The organism is Caulobacter sp. SRI_014, assembly GCF_057586315.1.
On the sequence record NZ_JBYCZQ010000008.1, the window covers coordinates 60,546 to 83,154 of the forward strand.

The 22,609-nt window shown below is 69.5% G+C and carries 22 protein-coding genes; 6 read left to right on the forward strand and 16 right to left on the reverse strand.

Annotated elements, in window-relative coordinates:
• The first annotated feature begins 2 nt into the window (after positions 1-2).
• Positions 3-500, forward strand: a complete 498-nt coding sequence (locus AC2YG9_RS16810; RefSeq protein WP_487299136.1) for a hypothetical protein — start codon at positions 3-5, stop codon at positions 498-500.
• Here AC2YG9_RS16810 and AC2YG9_RS16815 read toward each other — a convergent pair.
• A complete protein-coding gene (locus tag AC2YG9_RS16815; protein WP_487299137.1) occupies positions 497-1,240 on the reverse strand; it encodes an alpha/beta fold hydrolase in 744 nt (247 codons plus the stop codon). The two genes, AC2YG9_RS16810 and AC2YG9_RS16815, sit on opposite strands and share 4 nt — an antisense overlap.
• 74 nt (positions 1,241-1,314) lie before the next feature.
• On the opposite strand from AC2YG9_RS16815, the gene AC2YG9_RS16820 reads away from it, so the two are divergent.
• From AC2YG9_RS16820 to AC2YG9_RS16840, 5 genes are all read left to right on the forward strand, one after another.
• Positions 1,315-2,481: a glycosyltransferase family 4 protein gene (locus AC2YG9_RS16820; protein ID WP_487299138.1), complete on the forward strand. Its 1,167-nt coding sequence runs from the start codon at positions 1,315-1,317 to the stop codon at positions 2,479-2,481.
• A complete protein-coding gene (locus tag AC2YG9_RS16825; protein ID WP_487299139.1) occupies positions 2,481-3,449 on the forward strand; it encodes a glycosyltransferase family 9 protein in 969 nt (322 codons plus the stop codon). Before AC2YG9_RS16820 ends, AC2YG9_RS16825 begins: the two co-directional genes overlap by 1 nt.
• A 203-nt stretch (positions 3,450-3,652) precedes the next feature.
• Complete coding sequence (gene infC, locus AC2YG9_RS16830) at positions 3,653-4,141, forward strand: translation initiation factor IF-3 (protein WP_271065769.1); 489 nt, start codon at positions 3,653-3,655, stop codon at positions 4,139-4,141.
• Between the two features lie 127 nt (positions 4,142-4,268).
• Positions 4,269-6,218 carry an alpha/beta hydrolase family protein gene (locus tag AC2YG9_RS16835; RefSeq protein ID WP_487299140.1) on the forward strand — a complete coding sequence of 650 codons (1,950 nt, stop codon included), beginning with the start codon at positions 4,269-4,271 and terminating at the stop codon, positions 6,216-6,218.
• Positions 6,219-6,253: 35 nt separating this feature from the next.
• The gene (locus AC2YG9_RS16840; RefSeq protein WP_487299141.1) at positions 6,254-7,468 is read left to right on the forward strand and encodes an MFS transporter; all 1,215 of its coding nucleotides are present in this window, start codon (positions 6,254-6,256) and stop codon (positions 7,466-7,468) included.
• A 1-nt stretch (position 7,469) separates the two neighbouring features.
• On the opposite strand, the gene AC2YG9_RS16845 is transcribed toward AC2YG9_RS16840, so the two are convergent.
• From AC2YG9_RS16845 to AC2YG9_RS16915, 15 genes are all read right to left on the reverse strand, one after another.
• Entirely contained in the window at positions 7,470-7,982 is a 513-nt protein-coding gene (locus tag AC2YG9_RS16845) for a periplasmic heavy metal sensor (RefSeq protein WP_487299142.1), read from the reverse strand.
• Positions 7,979-8,407 carry a hypothetical protein gene (locus AC2YG9_RS16850; protein WP_487299143.1) on the reverse strand — a complete coding sequence of 143 codons (429 nt, stop codon included), beginning with the start codon at positions 8,405-8,407 and terminating at the stop codon, positions 7,979-7,981. The genes AC2YG9_RS16845 and AC2YG9_RS16850 overlap by 4 nt, the downstream gene beginning before the upstream one ends.
• Before the next feature lies 1 nt (position 8,408).
• Entirely contained in the window at positions 8,409-8,957 is a 549-nt protein-coding gene (locus tag AC2YG9_RS16855; protein WP_487299144.1) for an RNA polymerase sigma factor, read from the reverse strand.
• A 50-nt stretch (positions 8,958-9,007) separates the two neighbouring features.
• Complete coding sequence (locus AC2YG9_RS16860; RefSeq protein WP_487299145.1) at positions 9,008-9,451, reverse strand: EF-hand domain-containing protein; 444 nt, start codon at positions 9,449-9,451, stop codon at positions 9,008-9,010.
• A 367-nt stretch (positions 9,452-9,818) separates the two neighbouring features.
• Positions 9,819-12,716 (reverse strand): bifunctional [glutamine synthetase] adenylyltransferase/[glutamine synthetase]-adenylyl-L-tyrosine phosphorylase, encoded by a 2,898-nt coding sequence (locus AC2YG9_RS16865; protein WP_487299146.1) that lies wholly within the window; start codon positions 12,714-12,716, stop codon positions 9,819-9,821.
• Entirely contained in the window at positions 12,713-14,116 is a 1,404-nt protein-coding gene (locus AC2YG9_RS16870) for a sensor histidine kinase (protein ID WP_487299267.1), read from the reverse strand. Before AC2YG9_RS16870 ends, AC2YG9_RS16865 begins: the two co-directional genes overlap by 4 nt.
• On the reverse strand, positions 14,116-14,427 hold the full coding sequence (locus tag AC2YG9_RS16875; RefSeq protein WP_487299147.1) for a type II toxin-antitoxin system RelE/ParE family toxin: 312 nt from the start codon (positions 14,425-14,427) through the stop codon (positions 14,116-14,118). Before AC2YG9_RS16875 ends, AC2YG9_RS16870 begins: the two co-directional genes overlap by 1 nt.
• Positions 14,428-14,438: 11 nt before the next feature.
• Positions 14,439-14,657 carry a hypothetical protein gene (locus AC2YG9_RS16880; RefSeq protein ID WP_487299148.1) on the reverse strand — a complete coding sequence of 73 codons (219 nt, stop codon included), beginning with the start codon at positions 14,655-14,657 and terminating at the stop codon, positions 14,439-14,441.
• A 20-nt stretch (positions 14,658-14,677) separates the two neighbouring features.
• Positions 14,678-15,349, reverse strand: a complete 672-nt coding sequence (locus tag AC2YG9_RS16885) for a response regulator transcription factor (protein WP_487299149.1) — start codon at positions 15,347-15,349, stop codon at positions 14,678-14,680.
• 58 nt (positions 15,350-15,407) lie between these two features.
• On the reverse strand, positions 15,408-16,949 hold the full coding sequence (locus tag AC2YG9_RS16890) for a trypsin-like peptidase domain-containing protein (protein WP_487299150.1): 1,542 nt from the start codon (positions 16,947-16,949) through the stop codon (positions 15,408-15,410).
• A gap of 141 nt (positions 16,950-17,090) precedes the next feature.
• Positions 17,091-17,537: a cytochrome c-type biogenesis protein gene (locus AC2YG9_RS16895; RefSeq protein ID WP_487299151.1), complete on the reverse strand. Its 447-nt coding sequence runs from the start codon at positions 17,535-17,537 to the stop codon at positions 17,091-17,093.
• Complete coding sequence (locus AC2YG9_RS16900; RefSeq protein WP_487299152.1) at positions 17,534-19,507, reverse strand: heme lyase CcmF/NrfE family subunit; 1,974 nt, start codon at positions 19,505-19,507, stop codon at positions 17,534-17,536. The genes AC2YG9_RS16895 and AC2YG9_RS16900 overlap by 4 nt, the downstream gene beginning before the upstream one ends.
• Positions 19,504-20,001, reverse strand: a complete 498-nt coding sequence (gene ccmE / locus AC2YG9_RS16905) for a cytochrome c maturation protein CcmE (RefSeq protein WP_487299153.1) — start codon at positions 19,999-20,001, stop codon at positions 19,504-19,506. Before ccmE ends, AC2YG9_RS16900 begins: the two co-directional genes overlap by 4 nt.
• Complete coding sequence (ccmI, locus tag AC2YG9_RS16910; RefSeq protein WP_487299154.1) at positions 19,998-21,092, reverse strand: c-type cytochrome biogenesis protein CcmI; 1,095 nt, start codon at positions 21,090-21,092, stop codon at positions 19,998-20,000. Before ccmI ends, ccmE begins: the two co-directional genes overlap by 4 nt.
• A gap of 141 nt (positions 21,093-21,233) precedes the next feature.
• Positions 21,234-22,538 carry a hypothetical protein gene (locus AC2YG9_RS16915; protein ID WP_487299155.1) on the reverse strand — a complete coding sequence of 435 codons (1,305 nt, stop codon included), beginning with the start codon at positions 22,536-22,538 and terminating at the stop codon, positions 21,234-21,236.
• Positions 22,539-22,609 lie beyond the last annotated feature (71 nt).

A 22,609-nucleotide genomic window follows, 5' to 3' on the forward strand; every position in this document is an offset into this window, starting at 1 on the left:
GGATGTTCGCCTTCCACACAGGCGTGATCACACCGGGCTACCAGATCGCCTCCGGGCAGTCCGTCGGCCAGCCTGAGAACCCGTTCCCGGACGGCTCGCTCAAGCTGCAGTACGAGGCCTTCAAGGCGCGCGGCTTCGACCTTCTGGCCGAGGCTCCCAACCTTTTCTGGGGGACGATCAATCTCAAGCTCCCCTACGCGCTGGACCTCGTCAGCCCGGACGTGACGCTGGAGGCGGTCGACTGGACGAGTCCCCTTCCCGACCCCCGCAGCCGGATTGCGCCAGAGAACTTCTCCTTCACCCGCTGCGCCCTGCACCTTGGCGGGCGATACCACACGGCGCTGATCTACTATCCGCGCCCCTCGACCAAGCCGGCGACCAACGCCCATCACCATGACCGGCTCGAGGTCCTGGCCGCCGAGATACCGGGTCTCGCCCATGGCGAGATGGCGAGCGTCATCTGCCGGGCTGAAGCCTTCGCCATCCGGTCCGACGTCTAGATCGCCTCAACCTCCGCCAGCAGCCGGGCGATGTCCTGCGCCCGCGACAGGCGGTGGTCGCCGTCCTTGATCAGGGTAAAGACCACATCCTCACCCTTCAGGGCCTGGGCCAGCGCCAAGGCATGCGCCCACGGCACGTCAGGGTCTTCCGCCCCCTGCAGGATACGCACGGGAACCTCGATCGGCACCGGGCCGGGCAGGATCGACCAGCGAGCGCCGTCTTCGAGCAGATTGCGGGTGATCGGATAGCCGCCCTCGTCATAGAGGCTGGGGCGGATCCACTCGCCGGTCGCCGCCAGGGCTGCGTGAGCCTCGGGCGGGAAGCCCGGCAGCATGAGCTTTTCGGTGAAGTCTGCGGCCGGTGCGATCAGCACCATCCCGGCCAGTCGCTCCGGCCGCACCGCCGCTACCAGACAGCTGATCCAGCCGCCCATCGAAGACCCCACCAGAACCAGCGGACCGTCGGTGAGCTGATCGATCACGGCCAGGGAATCCTCCCGCCAGCGACTGATCGTGCCGTCCCGGAAGGCCCCGCTCGACTCGCCGTGGCCCATGTAGTCGAAGCGCACGAACGTCCGCCCCCGCGCCACCGCCCAGTCGGCCAGGGCCTGGGCCTTGGTCCCGGCCATGTCGGACATGAAGCCGCCCAGCCAGACCACCGTCGGCCCCTTGCCGGCCACGGCCTTCCAGGCCACGCGTTCGCCGTCTTCGCGGTCCAGATACCCGCTGGTCTCGGTCATTGGCGCCGGGCTCCTGTTTGGCCTATCAACGCTCCCTATCCTCATTCGACGCCTCGAAGGAAGCACCCGCACCCTTGGCAAAGCTGCCCCCGGATTTCGCGCTGCTGCAGGTGGTCCCCGAGCTGGAGACCGGCGGCGCCGAGCAGACCGCCATCGACATCGCCCAAGCCGTCGTCAATGCCGGCGGCCGGGCCTATGTGGCGACTCGCGGCGGGCGGATGGCGGCGCGGCTGGAAGCCGACGGCGGGCGCCTGGTCCAGATGCCGGTGCACAGCAAGAACCCGCTGGTGATGATGGGCAACGCCGCCCGGCTGATCGACCTGATCCGCAAGGAGAAGATCAGCATCGTCCACGCCCGCAGCCGCGCCCCGGCCTTCAGCGCCCTGTGGGCGGCGCACACGACCAGGGTCCCCTTCGTCGCCACCTACCACGGCATCTACAACGCCAAGAGCGGCCTCAAGCGCTGGTACAATGCGGTGATGACGCGGGGCGATCTGGTCATTGCCAACAGCGACTACACCCGCGACCACGTCATCGCCGCCCACGATGCGGCGCCGGACAAGGTCATCTCCATTCCGCGCGGCGTCGACCTGGCCCGGTTCGACGCCCGCAAGGTCACCGCCGCCCGGGTCAAGGCGCTGCGGGACCTCTGGGGTCTCGGCAAACCCGACGGCCGCACCGTCTTCGTGCTCGGCGGACGCATCACCCGGCTGAAGGGCCACAAGACCATCGTCGACGCCGCCGCCCGGCTGAAGAAGGCAGGCCGCGGCGACTTCCTGATCCTCTTCGTCGGCGACGACCAGGGCCGCACCGAATACCGCCAGGAAGTCGAGGACGCGATTAGCGCCAATGGCCTGACCGACAACATCAAGCTGGTTGGGCACTGCGACGACATGCCGGCCGCCTACCGGCTGGCCGACTTCGCCCTGCTGCCCTCGACCCAGCCCGAAAGCTTTGGCCGCACCGCCGTCGAGCCCCAGGCCATGGGCCGACCGGTGCTGGTCAGCGACCATGGCGGCGCCCGCGAGACCGTCGTCGAGGGCGAGACCGGCTGGCGGCTGCCTCCGGGCGACGCCGAGGCCTGGGCCGAGGGCCTGAGCGAAGCCATGACCACCGACGCCGCTCGCCGTCGCGCCATGGGCGAGGCCGGCCAGGCGCGAGCCAAAAAACTCTACTCGGTTGAAGCCATGTGCGAAGCCACGCTGGCCGTCTATGCTCAGATTCTGGAGAGTCGGGCCTGATGGCGAATATCGAGAAGATCCTGGTCGTTCAGGCCGGGACCATCGCCGAGTTTGTGCTGTCCCTGGCCGCCATGCGCCGCATCAGGGCCGCCCATCCGCGCGCCCGTATCACCCTGCTGACCATTCCGGCCTTCGAGGCCCTGGCCAAGACCAGCCCCTACTTCAACGACATCGATACGGGCGGCGCCCCAGGCAATCCCGGCGAATGGCTGGCGCTGCGCAAGTCCATCAAGGCGGCCAAGTACGCCCGCGTCTACGACCTGCAGGCCAATGCCGCGTCGGCCTCGCTGTTCAATATGCTGCGCCCCTTCCCGCCGCCCTGGTCGGGCCCGGTGGCCGGGGCCAAGTTCCGGCATCGCAATCCGGACCGCGAGCGGATGCACATCCTCGAGCGCCAGGCCGAGCAACTGCAGGTGGCCGGCATCTGGCCTGACGCCCCGACCGCGCCCGGCGACGCGCCGGCGCCTGACCTCAGCTGGATCGTGCGCCGCGCGCCGGAACAGCGGCCGACCCCCGGCGCCCAGGCCCCGCGTCCCTTCGTGCTGCTGGTGCCCGGCGGCAACGAAAAGGTCCCGGAAAAGCGCTGGCCGATCGAGAAGTTCTCGGAACTGGCAGGGCGGCTGTTCAACGCCGGCTACGACATCGTCATCATCGGCGGACCGCAGGAAAGCGCTCTGGCCCGGACCATCCAGAAAACCGTCGGCCGGGCCCGCGACCTGACCGGCCGCACCGATTTCGCCCAGATCGCCCTGCTCGGCGCCCGCTCGGTGCTGGCGGTCGGCAACGACACCGGCCCGCTGCACCTGATCGCCGCCGCCGGCGCCCCGACGGTGGCCCTGTTCTCCGCCAACAGCAACGCCGCCGTCACCGGCCCGCGCGGCCACGTCGCCGTGCTGCATGCCCCGAGCCTGGCCGACATGTCGGTCGACACGGTGGCCAACGCCAGCTTCTCGCTGCTGCCCCGCTAGATCAGCCGCGGCTTAGCGGGCACAGGCAGCGCCCCTCGGGCGCGGAACCCTGAACTTCACTTGCGGCGCACCCCCGCAAGGGTCATATATCGCGCCTAGGACGCGGAACGCCTCGGGCGAGCCGCGCCTTTTGTCGTAACAGCCCGGAGCAGAAGCCTATTCGCCGCCCCAACAATACGCCGCCCGTTAAAGACGGGCCGCGCATGAATGAAGACATTCGCGTTCCCCGTGTTCTTCTGATCGATCAGAACGGCGAGAAGCAGGGTGAAATGCCCATCTCCGCCGCCCTGGAAGCGGCTGAAGAGGCCGGTCTGGACCTCGTCGAGATCGTCCCCAACGCCAATCCGCCGGTCTGCAAGATCCTGGACTATGGCAAGTTCAAGTTCCAGGAGCAGAAGAAGAAGAACGAGGCCCGCAAGCGGCAGAAGATCGTCGAGCTCAAGGAAATCAAGCTGCGGCCCAACATCGACATTCACGACTACGACGTGAAGGCCAAGTCGATGCACCGGTTCTTCGAGGAGGGCGACAAGGTCAAGGTGACCCTGCGCTTCCGCGGCCGTGAAATGGCGCACCCGGAACTGGGCATGAAGCTGCTCAACAAGGTCAAGGCCGACTTCGACGAAGTCGCCAAGGTCGAGCACGAGCCCAAGATGGAAGGCCGCCAGATGATCATGATCCTGGCCCCGCGCTAGGACCGATCCATCGGCAAGAGATAAACGCCTCGGTTCGCGCCGGGGCGTTTTTCGTTGCGGACGATCATTTCCCGCTTTGCTACCATTACCGCCGGTCTATCAGTCGGGCCTGGGGGGCGTACCTGAAATGAAGCTGTTGTCGCGCGGCCTGGCCGTTCTTGTCCTGCTGTTTGCCGCCATGGCGAGCCCGTCGCTGGCCGCGCCGCTCTCGGCCTATGGTCGGCTGCCGCTCATCGAAGACGCCCAGATCTCGCCCGACGCCTCCATGGTGGCCTATGCGGTGACCAACGGCGACGCCCGGCTGGTGCTGATCAAGGCGGTCTCCGACGGCAAGGTGATCGCCACCCTCAATGCCGGCGACCGCAAGGTCCGCGATATCCAGTGGGCGACCTCGGGCTATCTGCTGATCTCCATCACCACCACCACCTTCGTCCCTGGCCTCAGCGGTCCCCGCCGGGAATATCTCCAGGTCCTGGCCTACGACGTGGCGGCGAAGAAGACGCGTCTTCTGATGGAAAAGGCGCCGGACGCCATGAACGTCGTCATCGGACCGCCGAACGTGCGGATGATGGACGGGGAGCCCTATGTCATCGTTGAGGGCATTCATTGGGCCGGTGGCCAGCGCGGCCGCAACAGCCTGTTCGCCATCAAGCTGGCCAACGGCTCGACCAAGGTTCACGAACAAGGCCGCCCGCACACCACCGACTGGGTCATCGGCGCCGATGGCAAAGCCCTGGCCCAGACCGAATACGACAGCGTCACCGGCGAATGGGACCTGCTGTTCCAGAGGAACAACCGCTGGGAGTCGGTCGACAAGCAGATCGCGCCGATCAACCGGCCGGGCCTGGCGGGCCTTGGCCAGGACGGCAAGTCGGTGCTGCTGATCACCCGCGACGAGGAAACCGACCTGCGGGTCACCCGCGAGTACCAGCCCGATGGCACAGCCCCGCGCGACATCGCCCTGCCGCCCTGGGACGGCCTGCTGCGCAACCCCGCCACCGACGCCCTGATGGGCACCTGGGAACTGGACGGCGACGTGCTCAGCTACAGCTTCTTCGACAAGAAGGACCAGGCCGTCTGGCGCGGCATCGGCAAGGCTTACGGCGGCCTGCAGGTGCGTCTGGTTTCCTGGAGCGACGACCGGCGCAAGATCGTGGTCAAGGTCGAGGACCCCAAGGCCGGACCCTTCTACGCTCTCGTTGACCTCGACACCGGCTCGGCCGGGGTGCTGGGCTCGGTGTATGGCGGCATCACCTCCGCCGACGTCGCCGAGGTCAAGCCGGTCAAATACAAGGCCGCCGACGGCCTGGAGATCACCGGCTACCTGACCCTGCCCCCGGAGGCGTCTTGGGGCAAGGCGGCCGAGAAGCTGCCGCTCATCGTCATGCCCCACGGCGGTCCGGCCGTGCGCGACGAGCCGGGATTCGATTGGTGGGCGCAGGGGATGGCCTCGCGCGGCTATGCGGTGTTCCAACCCAACTTCCGGGGCTCCGACGGCTTCGGCCGCGACTTCCTCGAGGCCGGCTACGGCGAGTGGGGCAAGAAGATGCAGTCGGACCTGTCCGACGGCGTCCGCTACCTGGCCGCGCAGGGAACCATCGATCCGCGGCGGGTCTGCATCGTCGGAGCCAGCTACGGCGGCTATGCGGCCCTGGCCGGCGCGACCCTGGACAAGGGGGTCTACCGCTGCGCCGTGGCGGTGGCCGGCGTCGCCGATCTCAAGCAGTTCCTGGTCGAGGAATACAAGTCCGACAATGGCCGCGAAACCGCGACCCAGCGCTACTGGTCGCGCTTCATGGGCGTCGAGAACCGGCGCGACCGCGACCTGACGGCCATCTCGCCGGCCCACAATGTGGCCGGCGGCAATGTCCCGGTGCTGCTCATCCACGGCAAGGACGACACGGTCGTCCTCTACGCCCAGAGCCAGCGGATGTACGATGCCCTGCGCGGCGCCGGCCGCCCGGTCGAGCTGGTCACCCTGAAGGCCGAGGACCACTGGCTGTCGCGCAGCGACACCCGCCTGCAGACCCTGGAAGCCACGGTCGCCTTCGTCGAGAAGCACAACCCGGCGAACTAGCCATCAGGGACAGGCGGGCGTAGGTCTTCAGGTTCATGTCCGACACCACGCCCGCCAGTCCCGCGCCTGAAGACAAGCGCGCCCTGTTCATCCTCCTGAGCGTGGTGTTCATCAACATCGCCGGCTTCGGCGTGGTCATCCCGCTGCTGCCCTTCTACGCCTCCAGCTTCGGGGCTCCGGCCTGGCAGGTGATCGTCCTGTTCTCCTGCTACAGCCTCGGCAACTTCTTCGCCGAGCCGATCTGGGGAAAGCTGTCGGACCGCATCGGCAGACGGCCGGTGCTGATGATGACCATCTTCGGCAACGCCCTGACCTATGTCCTGCTGGCCTTCGCGCCCAACCTGTGGGTGGCCATGCTGATCCGCTTCGGCGGCGGCATCCTGACCGGCAACAACTCGACCATCCAGGGCTACCTGGCCGATGTCACGCCGCCGGAAAAGCGGGCCGGACGCCTGGGCTTCATGGGCGCCGCCTTCAGCCTGGGCTTCCTCACCGGCCCGGCCCTGGGCGGCATGCTGGCCGACAAGACCCAGGGTCTGGCGGGCTTCCGCCTGCCGCTGCTGCTGGCCGCCGGCCTCGCCCTGACCGCCGGCCTGGGGGTCGCCCTGTTCGTGCGGGAGACCCGCCATGTCCATTCCGACGCGCCGCGCCGTGGACGCTTCGAAGGCCTGAGCGACGCCGCGGCCCATCCGGTGATCTGGCGGGTGCTGCTGGTCTCCCTGATCTCCATCGCCGGGTTCGCCGGCATGGAAGCGACCTTCGGCCTCTGGGCCGAGAACCGCTTCGGCTGGGGCCCGCGCGAGATCGGCTTCTGCTTCCTGGCCATCGCCCTGACCGCCACCCTGGCCCAGGGCCTGCTGGCCGGGATCTGCGCGCGGCGGTTCGGCGAGCCCGCCACCCTGATGGCCGGGCTGACGCTGGTCGGCCTCGGCTTCGCCTTCCAGCCGTTCGTCGGCGCAAACTGGCCCCTGGCCGTTGTCGGCATGATCACCGTCGCCCTGGGACAGTCGCTGGCCTTCCCGAACGTCGCCGCCATCCTGTCCAAGGCCTCGCCTCCTGAACGGCAGGGCGAGATGATGGGCCTCAACAGCGCCGCCGGGGCGCTGGCCCGGGTGTTCGGCCCGCTGATGGCGGCGCCTCTGTTCACCGGCATCGGCCCCAACGCGCCGTTCGCGGTGGCGGCCATCCTCTGCATCCCGGCCCTGTTCATGGCCTGGCGGGTGTCGAAGGCCGTGCGCCGCAGCGCCTGAGCTACTTCTCGGCCGGCGGGATCGGAGCTCGCTCGCCGCGCGGCGGCGGCTCGCGCAGTTGGCCGGCCATTGCCCGGCGCAGGCCCTGGGCCAGCAGTTCGCGCTCGTCGGGCGTCAGGGTGGCGGCGAACTCGAGGATCTTCGCCTCGACCTGGCTCCGGGCCTGGCTGTCCAGCTGGCGGGCGCGGTTCATCTTGTCGATGGCGACCCTGGCGTCGTAGCCAGGCGCTTCCATCGAAGCGATGGCCTCGCGGCGGATGGCGCGGGACTCGCGGATGGCGTCCCGGGTATCCAGCCCCGCCTGGCGGAACATCTGGCGGAAAGCCCGTCGCTTGGGGAAGGGCAGCTCGTCGCCGGCCCGCCACAGCGGCAACCGGTTCGGGCCCGCCGCCTCGGCCGGCCGCGCCTCCGCCACCCGCCGCGCCACCACCACACCACCGACGATCAGGCCGGCCAGGAACAGGTTGATGGCCACCGAGATGACCAGGGCAATGATCAGGCCGCGAGGCTTCACGACTGGCTCTCCGCTTCGGGCAGCACGATCCACTCCTCGTCGGTCCCGGCCGCCAGGACGGCCTCGTCCGAGGCCGTGGCAGGCGCGCTGCTGATCTGGGTCCCGACCACCAGGCCGGCCACGCTGGCCGTCGCCAGGGCCGCGCCGATTCCGGCCCCTGCCAGCCAACGGCCGATGCCCGTCCGCGCCTTCGCCTTCGGCGCGGCGGCCAGAATGGCGTCACGCAGGGCCATCGACGGCTGCGGCGGCCGCAGCACATCCAGCGCCTCGTCCAGCGCCAGGGCGTCGCTCAGCACGGCCTGCGCCGCCTCCGGCGCCTCTGCCAACCAGGCGTAGGCGGCGTCCTGCACGTCGGCCGGCCAGCGCGTGATCAGGCCGCCGTGGGCGTCCGCAAGGGCTTCGAAGCGTTGCGCGTCCATCATCATCTCATTCTCTCAGGTCGGCGAGGGCGGCGCGCAAGGCCCGGCGCCCCCGGGACAGCAGACTTTCCAGGGCCTCGACGCTGATCCCCATCAGCGAAGCCGCCTCGATATTCCCCAGGTCCTGATAATGGCACAGCACCACCGCCTCCCGCTGCCGGTCCGGCAGGGCGGCCAGGGCGGCGGAGACCCGCAGCCCTGTATCGGCCGCCAGCAGGCCCCGGTCCGGGGCCGGGCCGGTGTCCACCTGCTCGGGCGGCTCGGCCATGAGATGCTCGCGGCGGCGGCGCAGGCGGTCGTAGCAGAGGTTGAGGGCCACCCGGTGCAGCCAGGTGTCGAACCGGGCCGCCCCGGGCGTCCAGGACGCCGCCTGCTTCCAGGCCCGGACGAAGACCTCCTGGGCCACATCCTCGGCCTCGGCGGCATCGTTCAGCATCCGCTGGGCCAGCTGCAGCATGCGCGGCAGCTTGCGGGCGACAAGGGACTGGACCGCGGCCTGATCGCCGCGGCCGATACGCGCCACCAGCGCCTCGTCCGGATCGCCCTTCAGCGTCAAATGATGCTCCCGTCGGCGGCCCCCAGCCGGCCGCTTCAGGGACTATAGCGTCAGCGGCCGCCACCCATCATGCCTTGTCCGGCCGCCTGACGTTCGGCGGCGCTCAGAACGCCATCTCCGTCAGCGTCCATGCGGCCAAAGCGGCGTTCGGCCATCTTGCCCAGTTCGGCCTTGTCGAGGGCGCCGTCGCCGTTGCCGTCGAGCATGCCGAACATGCGGCTGCCGTCGCCGCCCTTGCCCTTGCCTTCCATGCCCTTGCCGTCGGCGCGCGCCTTGCGGGCGGCCATGCCGGCCTGGAACTCGGCCTTGGAGACCTTGCCGTCGCGGTCAGTGTCCATGCGCATCATCTGGTTGGTGCGGGCGGTCGTGAATTCTGAAAGGGTCAGCTTGCCGTCGCCGTTGGCGTCGGGGCGGCCCTTGCCGGGCGCGGGCTGGGCGCAGGCGGCCCCGGCGGTCATGGCGAGCAGAGCGCCGGCGATCAGATAGGCTTTCATGGATGGGTGTCTCCTTGTTCACGCCCCGCAGCTTCAACGGCGGGGGCGCAAGGTTCCGTCGGCCGGCCTTATCGAAGCGGCGACCATTGTACCGCGGCCTGGCGGCCCACAAAAAAGCGCGCGAGGGCGCCGATCGGCCCTTCGATGCCCAAACCCTTGTCGCTGTTGGCTTTGGCGTAGCGGGCGGGGCCGGGAAGGTAGGCGTCAGCGTAGGCGCCGTGTTGGCATGGACGCGGGGAATGTAGGCGCGCTTTGACCACGCCGTATCAACGGCCAGCGACGGGCGCCCCGCCCATGGTCCAGAACGGCGAAAATCGTGATGAATATGTCTAGACATATTCATCAAGGGTTTGATCATACAGGCTTTTTACCGCACCAGATGGTCGTAGGCCGCGCGGGTCGCGACCCGGCCCCTGGTCAAGGCCGCCTTCAGGGCCTTGAAGTCCCCGACATCGCCGGCGCGCGCCAGCAGCGCCTTCAGAGCCTTGGGCTCGGCGTCCGGATCGGCGCTGTCGTCGAGGGCGACCTTGAGCAGCTGGCTGAGGTTCTGCTGCATTCGCCAGGCGCCTGCCAGCTCGCGGATGGCGGCCGGATCGGCCAGGCCGGCCTCGGCCAGGGCGGTCAGGGCGTCGCCGGTGTTCTGGCGCAGAGGGCCGCCTTCGGCCGCTTGGGCCAGCTGCAGGAACTGGGCGGCGAACTCGATATCGACCAGGCCGCCGGGCGACAGCTTGAGGTCCCAGGGGCCCGAAGGCGGCCGTTCGTCCTCCAGCAGCTGGCGCATCTCGCGCACATCGGCGGCGGTGCGGGCCCGGTCGCGCGGCCGGCGCAGGGCGGCGTCGATCGCGGCCTCGCAGTCCCTGGCGAACTGCGGACTGCTGGCCCAGGCCACCCGCGCACGGGTCAGAGCCAGCATCTCCCAGGTTTCGGCCTCCCGGTCGTAATAGGCCTCGAAGGCCTTCATGCTGACCGCCACCGGCCCTTTGCTGCCGGTCGGGCGCAGCTGCATGTCGACCTCATAGAGGCCGCCCTCCCCGGTCGGCGCCGACAGGGCCGCGATCAGGCGTTGGGTGAAGCGGCCATAGAAGGTTTCCGCCCCCCAGCCGCGCCCTTCCGACATCGCCGCCGGATCGGCCGCGCGATAGAGGGTCATCAGGTCGAGGTCGGAGCGGGCCGTCATCTCCCGCCCGCCGCATTTGCCGAGCGCGATGACGGCCACCTCGCCCGGAAATTCCCCGCCCTGCCGGACGGTTTCGGCCAGGGCAGCCGGGGCCAGGCCGGCGATGCAGAGGTCGGCCAGGTCGGCAAAGGCGGCGCCGGCGTCGGCCGCCGTCGCCGTGCCGCCGATCACCTGAACCCCGATGCGAAAGGCCTGTTCGCGGTGCACCCGGCGGGCGGCGTCCATCGCCGCCTCGAAGCCGTCGGCCGCCGCCAGGGCCTGATCGAAGGCCGCCGCCCCCTGCCCGCTCTCGAACGGCGCGAAGAAGGCCGGATCAAGCAGGGCGTCGAGCGCCGCCGGCCGCCGCGCCAGGGTCCGGGCCAGTTCCGGCGCGAAGGCCATCACCTGCACCACCAGCTCGAACAGTTTGGGCTGGGCCAGGAATAGCGACTGCACCTGGACGCCGGAGCCCAGCCGCTCGAAGAAATCGGCAAACCGGCGGAAGGCGGCATTGGGGGCGCCGGTGGCGTGCGCCGCATCGAGCAGCCTCGGGGCCAGCCGGGTGAACAGCTCGCGGCCGCGCTCGGTGCGGGTGGCGGAGATACGGCCATGGTGCCAGCCGCGAATGGCCCCCGACACCGCCGGCGGATCGTCAAAGCCCATGCGCTTGAGGGTAGCCAGGGTCTCCGGATCGTCCTCGACGCCGGTGAAGATCAGGCTGCCGAAGCGGGAGCTCAGTTCCTCCTCGCCCTTGAACAGCTCGCCATAGGTGGCGTTGACGCCCTTGAGGATCTTGCCGACCGCCGCGTCGAAACTCTTGAGGCTTGAGTGCCCCCACAGCGCCGCCACCCGCTTGCGGTCGGCATCGGCCTCCGGCAGCCGGTGGGTCTGCTCATCGGCCAGCATCTGCACCCGGTGCTCCAGGGCCCGAAGTTGGACATAGGCCTCGCGCATCAGCCGGGCGGCGTCCGGCGTAACGTGGCCGGACTCCTCGAGCGCCGCCAGGGAGTCGAGGGTACGGGGCGAACGCAGCGCCGTCTGCCGGCCGCCGAGGATCAGCTGCTGGGTCTGGACGTAGAACTCCACCTCGCGGATGCCGCCGCGTCCCAGCTTCAGGTCGGCGCCGGCGGCGGTGACCCGGTCATCGACCTTGTGGGCATGGATCTGGCGCTTGATCGAATGGATGTCGGCGATGGCCGCGAAGTCGAGATTGCGCCGCCAGATAAAGGGCGACAGTTCGCTGAGGAAATCGCGACCGGCCCGCATGTCGCCGGCCGCCACCCGCGCCTTGATGAAGGCCGCCCGCTCCCAGTTCTGCCCGACGCTCTCATAGTAGGCGAAGGCGGCCGGCACGGGCATGGCCGGCGGCGTCGAGGAGGGATCGGGCCTCAGGCGCAGGTCGACGCGGAAGACATAGCCGTCCGCTGTCCGGTCCTGCAGCATCCGGGCGACGCCATGGGTCAGCCGCACCGCCACATCCTGAGGCTCGGCCCCTCCGGCCACCGGCAGCAGGTCGGGCTCGTAGAAAACCGAAATGTCGATGTCGCTGGAATAGTTGAGCTCGAACGCCCCATGTTTGCCCATGGCCAGGCAGAACAGGCCCGGCGCCGGCCCGCGCGTGGCGTCGGCCGGAGCGGTCAGCCGGCCGCGATCAATCTCGGTCCGCGCCGCCTGGACCAGCGCCGCCTCAAGGGCCGCGTCGGCGAAACGGGACAGGGCCCCGGTCACCTGGTCGAGATCCCAGACGCCGCCCAGATCGCTGAGCGCGCAGAGCAGGTGCAGGTCGGCCTTTTGCAGACGAAGCTGTTTGGCCGCCGTGGGGTTGTCCGGCTCGTCCGCCTGGGCTCGCGCCGCGTCCAGCAAGGCTTCCAGCCGCTCCTCGGGATCGCTCGCCAGGGTCTCGACCAGGGATGAAGGCCGTCGGCGGATCAGGCTGGAAAGATAGGGTGACGCGCCGAGCACCGGCGCCAGCGCGTGCCAGACGGCGTCCAGGGCCCCAGCCCCCACGTCGCTCTCGACGATCTCCCGGGTGCGCTCGGCGTGCTTGGCGTCGATGATCGGGCCGCAGGGCTCGAGCCTTGGGCCCAAAGGACCCCGGGGCGGGCTCACTCCGGCCTCGGCAGGACCAGGGCCACCCGCAGGCCGGGGCCCGAGCCGTCAACGGCGCCAGGGCCTTCGGACAGTTCCAGTCGGCCGCCGTGGGCCTCGGCGACGGCGGCGACCAGGGAGAGGCCGAGGCCGGAGCCAGGCTCGCTGCGGCTGTTCTCCAGGCGGACGAAGCGCTGGACGACGCGGGCGCGGTCTTCCTCGGGGACGCCGGGGCCGGTGTCGGTGACCGAGAACTCGACTTCGCCGGACGAGCGGCGGCGGACGCGCAACATCACGGCGCCGCCTTCGGGCGTGTACTTGATCGCGTTGTCGAGGAGGTTGGCTATGGCCTGGGTGAGGATTTCCCTGGCGCCGTTGACGGTCAGCCTGGGGGTCAACTCGGCCTTGAAGTCGAGCCCCTTGTCCTCGCAGACCGCCTCGTAAAGCTCGGCGATGTTGGAAGCCAGTTCGCCCGGGTCGAAGGGCTTGGGATCGGGCACACGGCCGGCTGCCTGCAGCCTGGCGATGGCCAGGACGGCGTTGAAGGTGCTCAGCACATTGTCGGCGTCGATCAGGGCCTGCTCGAGGGCCTGGAGGGCGTCGCCCTTGCCGTTCTCGATCTCGATCAGGCTGGCCTCGAGCCGGGCGCGCAGGCGGGTCAGGGGCGAGCGCAGGTCGTGGGCGATGGCGTCGCCGGCGTGGCGCAGGCCGCCCATCGACTGTTCCAGCCGGTCGAGCATGTCGTTCAGGCCCTCGGCCAGCTCGTCATACTCGTCGCGGACGCCGCGCACGCGGACGCGCGCCTTGAGGTCGCCGCCGCGCACCGCCGCCACGGCTTCGGTGAGGCCCTGCATATGACGGGCGACGTTGCGGCTGACCAGGATGCCGCCGGCCAACCCCAGGATGATGATCAGGGCCCCGGCGCCCCACAGGGCCCGGGCGATGCCGACCACGAAGGCCTCGCTCTCGCTGACGTCGGCCCCGACGAAGAGGATCTCGCCGCCCTCGAGCCGCTCCTGCAGGCCCCGGGCCGGCTTGCGGATCTCGCCGCCGTCCATGTCGGTGTCGGTGAGGGTGAAGCTGTCCCAGTTCTCGCCGTCGTCGGTCTCGTCCATCGGCGAGACCGGAATGGTGCCGCTGATCTTCTTCCCGTCCTTGTCCATCAGGAGATAGAGGAACGGCTTCTCGCTGGCCGAGCGCTCGATGATGGCGGTGTTCAGGCCGTTGACCCCGCCCTGGCGGTAGGTGGCCTCCAGCGAGTTCATCTCGCGGGTGATCTCGTTGTCGGCCCGGCGGCTGACCTCGCCGGCGGTGGCGACATAGATGTAGCCCAGGAAAGCCGCCGCCGCCCCGGCGAACAGGGCCAGGAACAGCAGGGTCAGCCTGAAGGTGGTCGTGCGGACGAAGCGGGGGAGTTTGATCATTGGTCGGCCATCCCCAGCGCCGCAGGCAGATCACGCCGCCCGTCCACAACCCGGAGGATCCGCACGCCGGACCTACCGAGCAGATGTTCGTACAGGATAAGCCAGGGCGGCTCGGATGCGCCGAGCAGTCCGCCCGCTAATTCCCGATGGCGGCCGATGCCAGGAAACTCGGCGATCATCTGGAACTTGGCCTCCAAGCGTTGGATCACTTCGACCGCCCGCGCCTCACTGGCTTCGCGCGAGATCCATTCGAAAATCTCGTCGAGATCACGACCGGCTTCGGGCGACCGCACATAGATGGCCCCCACCGTTCGCCTCGCTAGCGTCCGGCCGCCAAGCGGGCGCGGCCTTCCGCGATGATCTGCTCGACGGTCCGGGTGTCTTCCTCGCCGCGATCCAGGGAGGCTCGCGCTTCCGCGATCATTCGCTCCAACGCATCTCGGTTGCGGGCGACGAAGGCATCTTCCCAGTCCTCGAACGCCTTGGCGTCCTCGGCCATGCCCTCCGGCATCTCGGGAAACTCAGGATCGGATGTCATCTCGCCATCCTACCACATCTCTACGGATCGAGCCGGTACCCGGCCCCGCGCACCGTCTGAAGCATCGCCCGGTCGAAGCCCTTGTCGATCTTCGAGCGCAGGCGGGAGATGTGGACGTCGATGACGTTGGTCTGGGGGTCGAAGTGGTATTCCCAGACCTTCTCCAGCAGCATGGTGCGGGTCACCGACTGGCCGGCGTGGCGCATCAGGAATTCCAGCAGCTGGAACTCGCGCGGCTGCAGGTCGACTTCCTTGCCCGAGCGGTGAACCTCGCGGGTCAGGAGGTTCATCTCCAGGTCGCCGACCTTCAGGGTCGTCGAGACAGCGCCGGTCTCGCGGCGGCGTGACAGGGCCTCGACCCGGGCGATCAGCTCGGCGAAGGCGTAGGGTTTGACCAGGTAGTCGTCGGCGCCGGCCTTCAACCCGACCACGCGGTCGTCGATCTCGCCCATGGCCGAGAGGAACAGCACCGGGGTGGCGTCGCCCTCGCGGCGCAGGGTCTCGACGACGCTGACGCCGTCGCGGCGGGGCATCATGCGGTCGACGATCAGGACGTTGAACTCACCGGCCCGGGCGGCGTCGAGGCCGAACTCGCCGTCGGAGGCGTGCTCGCACTCGTAGCCGGCCTCGCTGAGGCCACGCTTCATGGCCTCCGCCGCTTCGATATCGTCTTCGATGATCAGAATACGCATGGCGCCGCCCCAGCAGAATATCGAGGGCGGCCCCGACTCAGGGCCGCCCTCGCCTAGACTAACCCGGGATCTTCACCGGGACGAACTGAGTCGAACCCCCGACCGCAAAGCCCATCAGGACGGTCGGCCGACCGGCCTTCTTGGCCGCGTCGACGGCAGCGGCGACATCGGCCGCCGTCGCCACCTTGCGGGTGTTGACGCTGATGATCACCGCGCCCCGGCGAACGCCCTGTTCGGCGGCGTCGGAGTCGGCGCGGACGGTTTCAACCAGCACGCCCTGCTCGACGTTCAGACGGCTCTTGGTCGCCGCGTCGATAGGGGCCAGAGCCATGCCCAGGACCACCGGACGCTGGGCCGGAACCACCGGAGCGGCGGCGCCCTTCGGAGTCGCGGGCGCGTCAGGCGAGTTCAGCTCGGCCAGTTCCTTGACCGAGGGCCGGACGCCCGACTGGATCGAGACGGTCGTCTTCTTGCCGTCGCGCAGCACGTCCAGCTTCAGCACGCCCCCTGGCGGGGCCTTGGCCACTTCGCGGGTCAGGGCCGTCGAGGAGGTCACGGCGTTGCCGTTGACGGCCGTGACGATGTCATCGCGCTGCAGCCCACCCTTGGCGGCCGGGCCGCCGGGGGTCAGGTCGGCGACAATGGCCGCCTTGATGCCGCCCAGGCCCAGCGCCTCGCCCATTTCGGGGGTGAAGTTCTGAATGGTCGCGCCGATGTAGCCGCGGGTGACCTTGCCGTTGCGGATCAGCTGCTGGGTGACGTTGTCGGCCAGCTCGGCCGGAATGGCGAAGCCGATGCCCACCGAGCCGCCGGTCGGCGAGAAGATGGCGCTGTTGACGCCGATCACCCGGCCGTAGGTGTCGAAGGTCGGGCCGCCGCTGTTGCCGCGGTTGATCGGGGCGTCGACCTGGATGTAGTCGACGAACGGGCCGTCGTTGATGTCGCGGCTGAGGGCCGAGACGATGCCGGCCGTGGCCGTGCCGCCGAGGCCGAAGGGGTTGCCAACGGTGATGACCCAGTCACCCACACGCGGCTTGGCGTCGTTCTCGAAGTTGACGAAGCTGAAGCCCTTGCCCTCGACCTTGAGCACCGCCAGGTCAGTGCCGTCATCGCGGCCGACCAGCTTGGCCGGCAGCTCGCGGCCGTCCTTGAGGGTGATCATGATCTCGTCGGCGCCCTCGACCACGTGGTTGTTGGTCACCAGGTAGCCGTCGGCGGTAATGAAGAAGCCCGAGCCCGAGGACTGCTGGCGGGGCAGACCGCCCGCGCCGCCCTCTTCGCCGCCCTCTTCACCCTCTTCGCCCTGGCCGGGCAGGTTGAAGGGCAGGCCGGGAATGCCGCGCAGGGTCGAGGGATCGACCTTGGACTTCACATCGATGGACACCACGGCCGGCGACACCTTTTCGAAGATGTCGGCGAAGGACATCGGGGCGCCGGGCGGGGGCGCGAAATTGACGCGCGTGGCCGTAAGCTGACCGGCGGCGGCGTAGTGACCCTCGGCGGCGTCCGCCATCCGCATGCCCACGCCAGCCATGGCGGCGGCGGCGACGCCCACGCCAGCGATCGCGCCCACGACAAATCCACTCTTCTTCGATGACATCGTCGTTCTGTTCCTGCCCCGGCGAAGCGCCGGTGTTTCCCTGTCCAAGTTAGAAGCGTTGCCGCGATGCGCAACGCTGCTCAAGTTAGTTTTGCTTCATGAGCAAGGTGTTAGTTGCGGCAGGATCGCGGCGGCTTGGTGTCAATCTCGCTCTTCGCGCGTCAATTGTGCAAGCCGAGCTTCCTCTTCGGGCGAAAGAGCCGCAGTTTCGGGCCGTTGGCGAAGCCGCAAGGCCAGCAGACCGCCGCCGATCAGCAGGACCACGATCGGCGCGCCCCAGAGGACGGCGTTGGGGGCCGAGACCGCCGGCTTGAGCAGGGCGAACTCGCCATAGCGTGCGACCAGAAAGTCGCGGATTTCCTGGTCCGTGCGGCCGGCGGCGATCTGCTCGCGGATCACCTTGCGCAGGTCGCCGGCCAGGCCGGCGGTGGAGTCGTCGATGGACTCGTTCTGGCAGACGAGGCAGCGGACCTCGCGAAACAGGTCCCGGGCCCGGGCTTCCTGGGCCGGATCGGCCATCCGCTCGGAGGGATCGGACGCGGCCGCGATACAGGCGAAGGCGGCGAGCGCGACAGCCAGGCGCTTCATGCGGCGGCCTCCTTGCTCTTGCGTCCGACGCCCAGACGCAGGCGACGATCGGACAGGGACACCGCCCCGCCGAGCGCCATCAACAGCGGTCCCAGGAAGATCAGCTGGACCCAGGGATTGAAGTAGCCCCGGACCAGCCAGGCCGGCTTGCCGTCCGGGGTCGCCCGGCGCTCGCCCAGCGTGAGGTAGACCTGGTCGAGGCCGCGATAGCAGATCGCCACCTCCTGGGTGGTCTGGCCGCCGGCCGGGTAGAAGCGGCGCTCGGGACGGCCTGTGCACACGACCTTGCCGCCCTTGCGCACGGTCAGGATGCCCTGTTCGGCCAGGTAGTTGGGGCCATCGACGACCTCGACCCGGTCAAGGGTCAGTTCGTAGCCGCCTAACGGCACGGTGCGGCCGGCGTCCATGACCTCTGCCAGCTCGATCTTCCAGCTCGTCTCGAAACAGGCGCCCAGCACGAACAGCCCCAGGCCGAAGTGGGCCAGGCTGGAGCCCCAGGCGCCGCGCGGCAGACCGCCGAGGCGACGGCGCACCTCAACCCAGGGAACGCGGAAGGCCCGCACCCGCTCGCCGATCTCGGCGACGGCCCCGGCCAGCAGCCAGACTCCAAGGCCGACGCCAGCGCTGGCCAGCGCCTTGCGCGGGCTGACGACGGCCAGGGTCAGGAGACCGGCGCCGAGCGCCAGCAGGGCCGCGAAACCCAGCCGCTGGGCGGCGCCCAGCGCATCGCCGCGCTTCCAGGCCAACATCGGGCCGAAGGGCAGGATGACCATGCCGATGACCATGATCGGCACGAAGATCAGGTTGAAGTAGGGAGGGCCGACCGACACGGTCTGGCCGTCCAGCGCCTCGCGGATCAGCGGGAACAGGGTGCCGAACATCACCGCCACGGCCGCCGCGGTGAGGACGATGTTGTTGACGACGATGGCGCTCTCGCGGCTGATCGGCTTGAACACGCCGCCGGGGGCAAGCGCCGGCGCGCGCCAGGCGAAGAGGGCGAAGGCGCTGCCCGCGGCGAGGCCGAGGATGCCCAGCAGCAGCAAGCCCCGCTCCGGATCGACGGCGAAGGCGTGAACGGATGTCAGGACACCCGAGCGCACCAGGAAGGCGCCCAGCATCGAGAAGGTGAAGGCGGCGATGGCCAGGAACAGGGTCCAGCCCGGCAGGGCGCCACGCTTTTCAGTGACCACGGCCGAGTGCAGCAGGGCCGCGCCCATCAGCCAGGGCATGAAGCTGGCGTTCTCGACCGGATCCCAGAACCACCAGCCGCCCCACCCCAGTTCGTAGTAGGCCCAGAAACTGCCCAGCGTGATGCCGATGGTCAGCAGGCCCCAGGCGGCCAGGGTCCAGGGCCGGATCCAGCGGGCCCAGGCGGCGTCGATGCGGCCGCCGATCAAGGCGGCGACAGCCAGGCTGAAGACCACCGAGAAGCCGACGTAGCCGAGGTAAAGCATCGGCGGATGGACCGCCAAAGCCGGGTCCTGCAGCAGCGGATTGAGCGAGGCCCCCTCGACCGGCGGCTCGGCAAGGCGGGCCATCGGGTTGGAGGCAAACACGGTGTAGGCCAGGAACAGCGCGCCCAGCGCCCCCTGCACGGCGATGGTCCGGGCCTTGAGATCGCGCGGCAGGTCGCGGCCGAACCAGCCGACGGCGGCGCCGAAGCCGGTCAGGGCCAGGCACCACAGCACCATCGAGCCCTCATGGCTGCCCCAGGCGGCGGCCACCCGGTAGAGCAGCGGCTTGGCGGTGTGGCTGTTGTTGGCGACGTTGGCGACCGAGAAGTCGCTGGTCACGAAGGCGTGGATCAGGGCCCCGAAGGTGACGATCAGGGCCAGGAAGGCGCCGGTCGCGGCCCCCTCCCCGGCCCCGGCCAGCAGCGGCCGACGCGCGCCGGCCGCCGACAGGGCGGTCTGGGCGATGGACAGGGCCAGGGCGAGGACGAGGGCGAAGGCGCCCAGTTCGACGATCATGCGCCGTCCTGCTTCGGAGCCGGGGCGTCATGGTCGGGCCGCTGCCCCTCGCCGCGCCATTCGCCCTGGTTTTTCAAGGCCTTGGTGACTTCGCGCGGCATGTACTTCTCGTCGTGCTTGGCCAGCACCCGCTTGGCGACGAAGACGCCGTCGGAGCGAAGGGCGCCCTCGGCGACGACGCCCTGGCCCTCCTTGAACAGGCTGGTGACCTCGCCGTCGTAGACCACGGTCATGCCCGCCTGGTTGTCGACGACGCGGAAGGTCATCGCCTCGCCCTGCTTCTTCAGGCTGCCGACCTCGACGAGACCACCCAGCTGAAAGGCCTTGCCGGGCTTGAGCTCGGCGGTGGCCACCTGACCGGGGGTAAGGAACAACGAGATGTTCTCCCGCAGGCCATAGAGGGTCAGGCCGACGGCCAGGGCCAGCACCGGGGCGCAGGCCAGGACGATGGTCAGCCGACGCCGGGCCTTGTGCGACTTGGGCCAGAATCTCATCGCGCCGTCTCCGCTTCCGCCTGCAGGGCCTGAAGCACCTGCGGCTGATCCTTGAACAGGGTTCTGGCCTTGGCCAGGGCCGCATCCCGCCTGGCCGTCTCGCCGAGCACGCCATAGGCGCGCACCAGCCGCACCCAGCCCTCGGGGTCATCGGGATTGGCCTCGAGCCTGGCGGCCAGGCTGTCGACCATGCCCTTGATCCTGGCATCCATGTCGGCGTCGGCCGCGGCCTTCGGGACCGGCCGCTTGCCGGTGCGCTCGACCTCGGCGACCTCGGCGGCGATGGTGGCGTAGTTGTCATCGGTCTTCGGCAGATCGAGCAGCAAAGCCCGCCAGAGGGTCAGGCCCGCCGCCGGCCGGCCGTCGCTGATCTCGGCCAGGCCCAGATAGTAGCGGGCCGAAAGGTTGCGGGCGTCCAGGCGCAGGGCCTGGTTGAAGGCCGCCCGGGCGTCGCCGCCGACCTCGCCCTCGCTGGTCCAGACGTAGACTTCGCCAAGCTGGGCCCAGAGCATCGGGTTGCGCGGCTCGATTTCGACGGCCTCGCGCAGGGCCTTGGCGGCGCCGAACAGGTCGCCCGACAGGCGACGGTTCTCGGCCAGGAACGACAGGAGCCGGGTATCGCCCTTGCGGGTCCTGGCCGCCTCGGTAAGAGCGGCGGCCATCTGCTGCGGCGTCAGGGTGGCTTCGTCCTGCCGGCTCCAGGCCATAATCCGGGCCCGCATCGGCGCATCGGCTCGGCCCGGCGAGCCGACCAGCAGGTAAAGGCCGAAGGCGGCAAGAGGCGCCAGCACCGCCGCCGCCAGAACGACCTTGCGGCCGCCGGTCAGAGTTTCGGGTCGGGCCGCACCGTCGGCCGCCAGAAGGCGCTTGCCTGCTTCGGCCCGGACCTCTGCGGTCTCGGTTTCATTGAGCAGACCACGGGCGACCAGATCGTCGATCTCGGCCAGTTGGCGGCGGTGGGTGGCGACGCCGGGATCGACACCCTCGCTCGCCGCCGCCCGCCGCCGGGCGAGCATCAACACCAGCCAGCCGGCCAGCGCCGAGAGCAGGGCCGCGAGGGTCCAGAACAGGACGGTAATCCAAAGGGACATGGGCGGGCTGTTAGCGGATATCGGCGGCGGGGGCGAGGCGGCAAAATCTATCACGGCCGCGGCACGGCGGGCCGCAGGTCGATCCAGCTACAGCTTCAGGTGAGTTGCGCCTTGATCCAGCGCAAGAGCGAAAGCCTGGTCTCAGGCTGCCGCCAGTCGTCGGCGGACGATCTGCGCGTCCTTGTCGCCCTTCGACAGGGTCAGGATATCGGCGGCGATGGCCAGGTAGGCGCGCACCCGGTCCGGGTCGTCGACTTCGCCGGAACGCAGATGTTCCAGTGCGTCCTCGACGTAGGGGTCGATGTGCTTGTCGACCGCCTCGAGGATACGTGTCCGGGTCGCGCCGAAGCCGCCGGTGTCGGCGCAGGAGCGGACCTCCTCGGAGAAGGCCAACAGGCTCATGGCGTGACCGACCGCCCTGGGATCGGGATCCTGCGACAGTTTCGGGGCGGCCTTGATCAGCCGGGCGCTGTAGCGGAGGGCCTGCACCGGCAAGGCGTGGCCAACGGCGGCCTCGATTTCCTTCAGCCGCCCTTCGACTGACAGGGCAAGGCCGCGCTTCTGGCCGCCCAGACGCCTGCCCCACTCGCCGTCCTTGTTCAGCTGCACGGCCTCTTCCAGCTCGGCGATCGCCGTGGCGGCGTAGTGCACCGAGCGGCCGGCAGCCCGGCCGGCGGCCTCGCCGCCGCTGGTGTCGAAGTTGCGGACGGCGGTCAGGTGGGTGTCGATGCTGTCCATGACCATGACCCCGAAGGAGGCCAGGTCGGAGTCGGCCAGATAGCGCTCGCTTGGCCGGTCCATCACCGCCGAGATGATCCGCAGAATCTGGCTCGGCTCACCCATGCGCGAGGCCAGCATCTGGAAGAACAGAGGCCCGGCGTCCGGAGCGATGGCGACGCTGTCGCGGTAGGCCAGGCGGGCGGCGGCGCGGCGTTCCTGGTCCATGCGGGCCAGCCAGTCCGTCAGATGCGGCAGGCAGCGGCGAACGATCGGGGCCAGGGCCAGGGCCGGCAGCAGACGGGCGGCGTCGATATCGGCCAGGGCGGAGGGCCGCTCGTCGGCCTCCAGATCCTGGGCGGCCAACTGGCAGAGGGCGTCGAAGCTGGCCGGATCGATGTCTTCGGGGTTGTAGGCAGAGGCCGACATCTGGGCCAGGGCGACCGGCCCCGGGTAGGAGGTCTTCAGGTGGCGCCAGATCTTGCCCAGATGGCCGGGCGGAAACTGCGTCATCGGCCCGCAGAACAGGCCGACGATGGGGGCCAGGGCCATGTTGCGCAGGGAGCGGTCCTTGGCCTCGCGGTCGACCAGCATCCAGACCGAGCCCAGGGGGCCGTCACGCACGGCGTCGTCGGACAGGGCGTGTTCCAGCTTGCGCAGAACGCCGTCGGGCGCGCTGTCGATCAGCATCCGGAGCAATCCAGCCTTGGCCGGCGAAAGCTCGCCCATTGGTCACGCCCAAAGCCGCGCGGAACGGCGGCGGTAACCAAAATGGCGTATTGGTGGTTAATGAAGGCCGA

Bases quoted from the DNA above. Each gene is read 5' to 3' on its own strand.
- AC2YG9_RS16810 (WP_487299136.1), top strand. From the start codon at position 3: ATGTTCGCCTTCCACACAGGCGTGATCACACCGGGCTACCAGATCGCC.
- AC2YG9_RS16815 (WP_487299137.1), bottom strand. From the start codon at position 1,240: ATGACCGAGACCAGCGGGTATCTGGACCGCGAAGACGGCGAACGCGTG.
- AC2YG9_RS16825 (WP_487299139.1), top strand. From the start codon at position 2,481: ATGGCGAATATCGAGAAGATCCTGGTCGTTCAGGCCGGGACCATCGCC.
- infC (WP_271065769.1), top strand. From the start codon at position 3,653: ATGAATGAAGACATTCGCGTTCCCCGTGTTCTTCTGATCGATCAGAAC.
- AC2YG9_RS16835 (WP_487299140.1), top strand. From the start codon at position 4,269: ATGAAGCTGTTGTCGCGCGGCCTGGCCGTTCTTGTCCTGCTGTTTGCC.
- AC2YG9_RS16840 (WP_487299141.1), top strand. From the start codon at position 6,254: ATGTCCGACACCACGCCCGCCAGTCCCGCGCCTGAAGACAAGCGCGCC.
- AC2YG9_RS16850 (WP_487299143.1), bottom strand. From the start codon at position 8,407: ATGATGATGGACGCGCAACGCTTCGAAGCCCTTGCGGACGCCCACGGC.
- AC2YG9_RS16860 (WP_487299145.1), bottom strand. From the start codon at position 9,451: ATGAAAGCCTATCTGATCGCCGGCGCTCTGCTCGCCATGACCGCCGGG.
- AC2YG9_RS16880 (WP_487299148.1), bottom strand. From the start codon at position 14,657: ATGACATCCGATCCTGAGTTTCCCGAGATGCCGGAGGGCATGGCCGAG.
- AC2YG9_RS16885 (WP_487299149.1), bottom strand. From the start codon at position 15,349: ATGCGTATTCTGATCATCGAAGACGATATCGAAGCGGCGGAGGCCATG.
- AC2YG9_RS16890 (WP_487299150.1), bottom strand. From the start codon at position 16,949: ATGTCATCGAAGAAGAGTGGATTTGTCGTGGGCGCGATCGCTGGCGTG.
- AC2YG9_RS16895 (WP_487299151.1), bottom strand. From the start codon at position 17,537: ATGAAGCGCCTGGCTGTCGCGCTCGCCGCCTTCGCCTGTATCGCGGCC.
- AC2YG9_RS16900 (WP_487299152.1), bottom strand. From the start codon at position 19,507: ATGATCGTCGAACTGGGCGCCTTCGCCCTCGTCCTCGCCCTGGCCCTG.
- ccmE (WP_487299153.1), bottom strand. From the start codon at position 20,001: ATGAGATTCTGGCCCAAGTCGCACAAGGCCCGGCGTCGGCTGACCATC.
- ccmI (WP_487299154.1), bottom strand. From the start codon at position 21,092: ATGTCCCTTTGGATTACCGTCCTGTTCTGGACCCTCGCGGCCCTGCTC.
- AC2YG9_RS16915 (WP_487299155.1), bottom strand. From the start codon at position 22,538: ATGGGCGAGCTTTCGCCGGCCAAGGCTGGATTGCTCCGGATGCTGATC.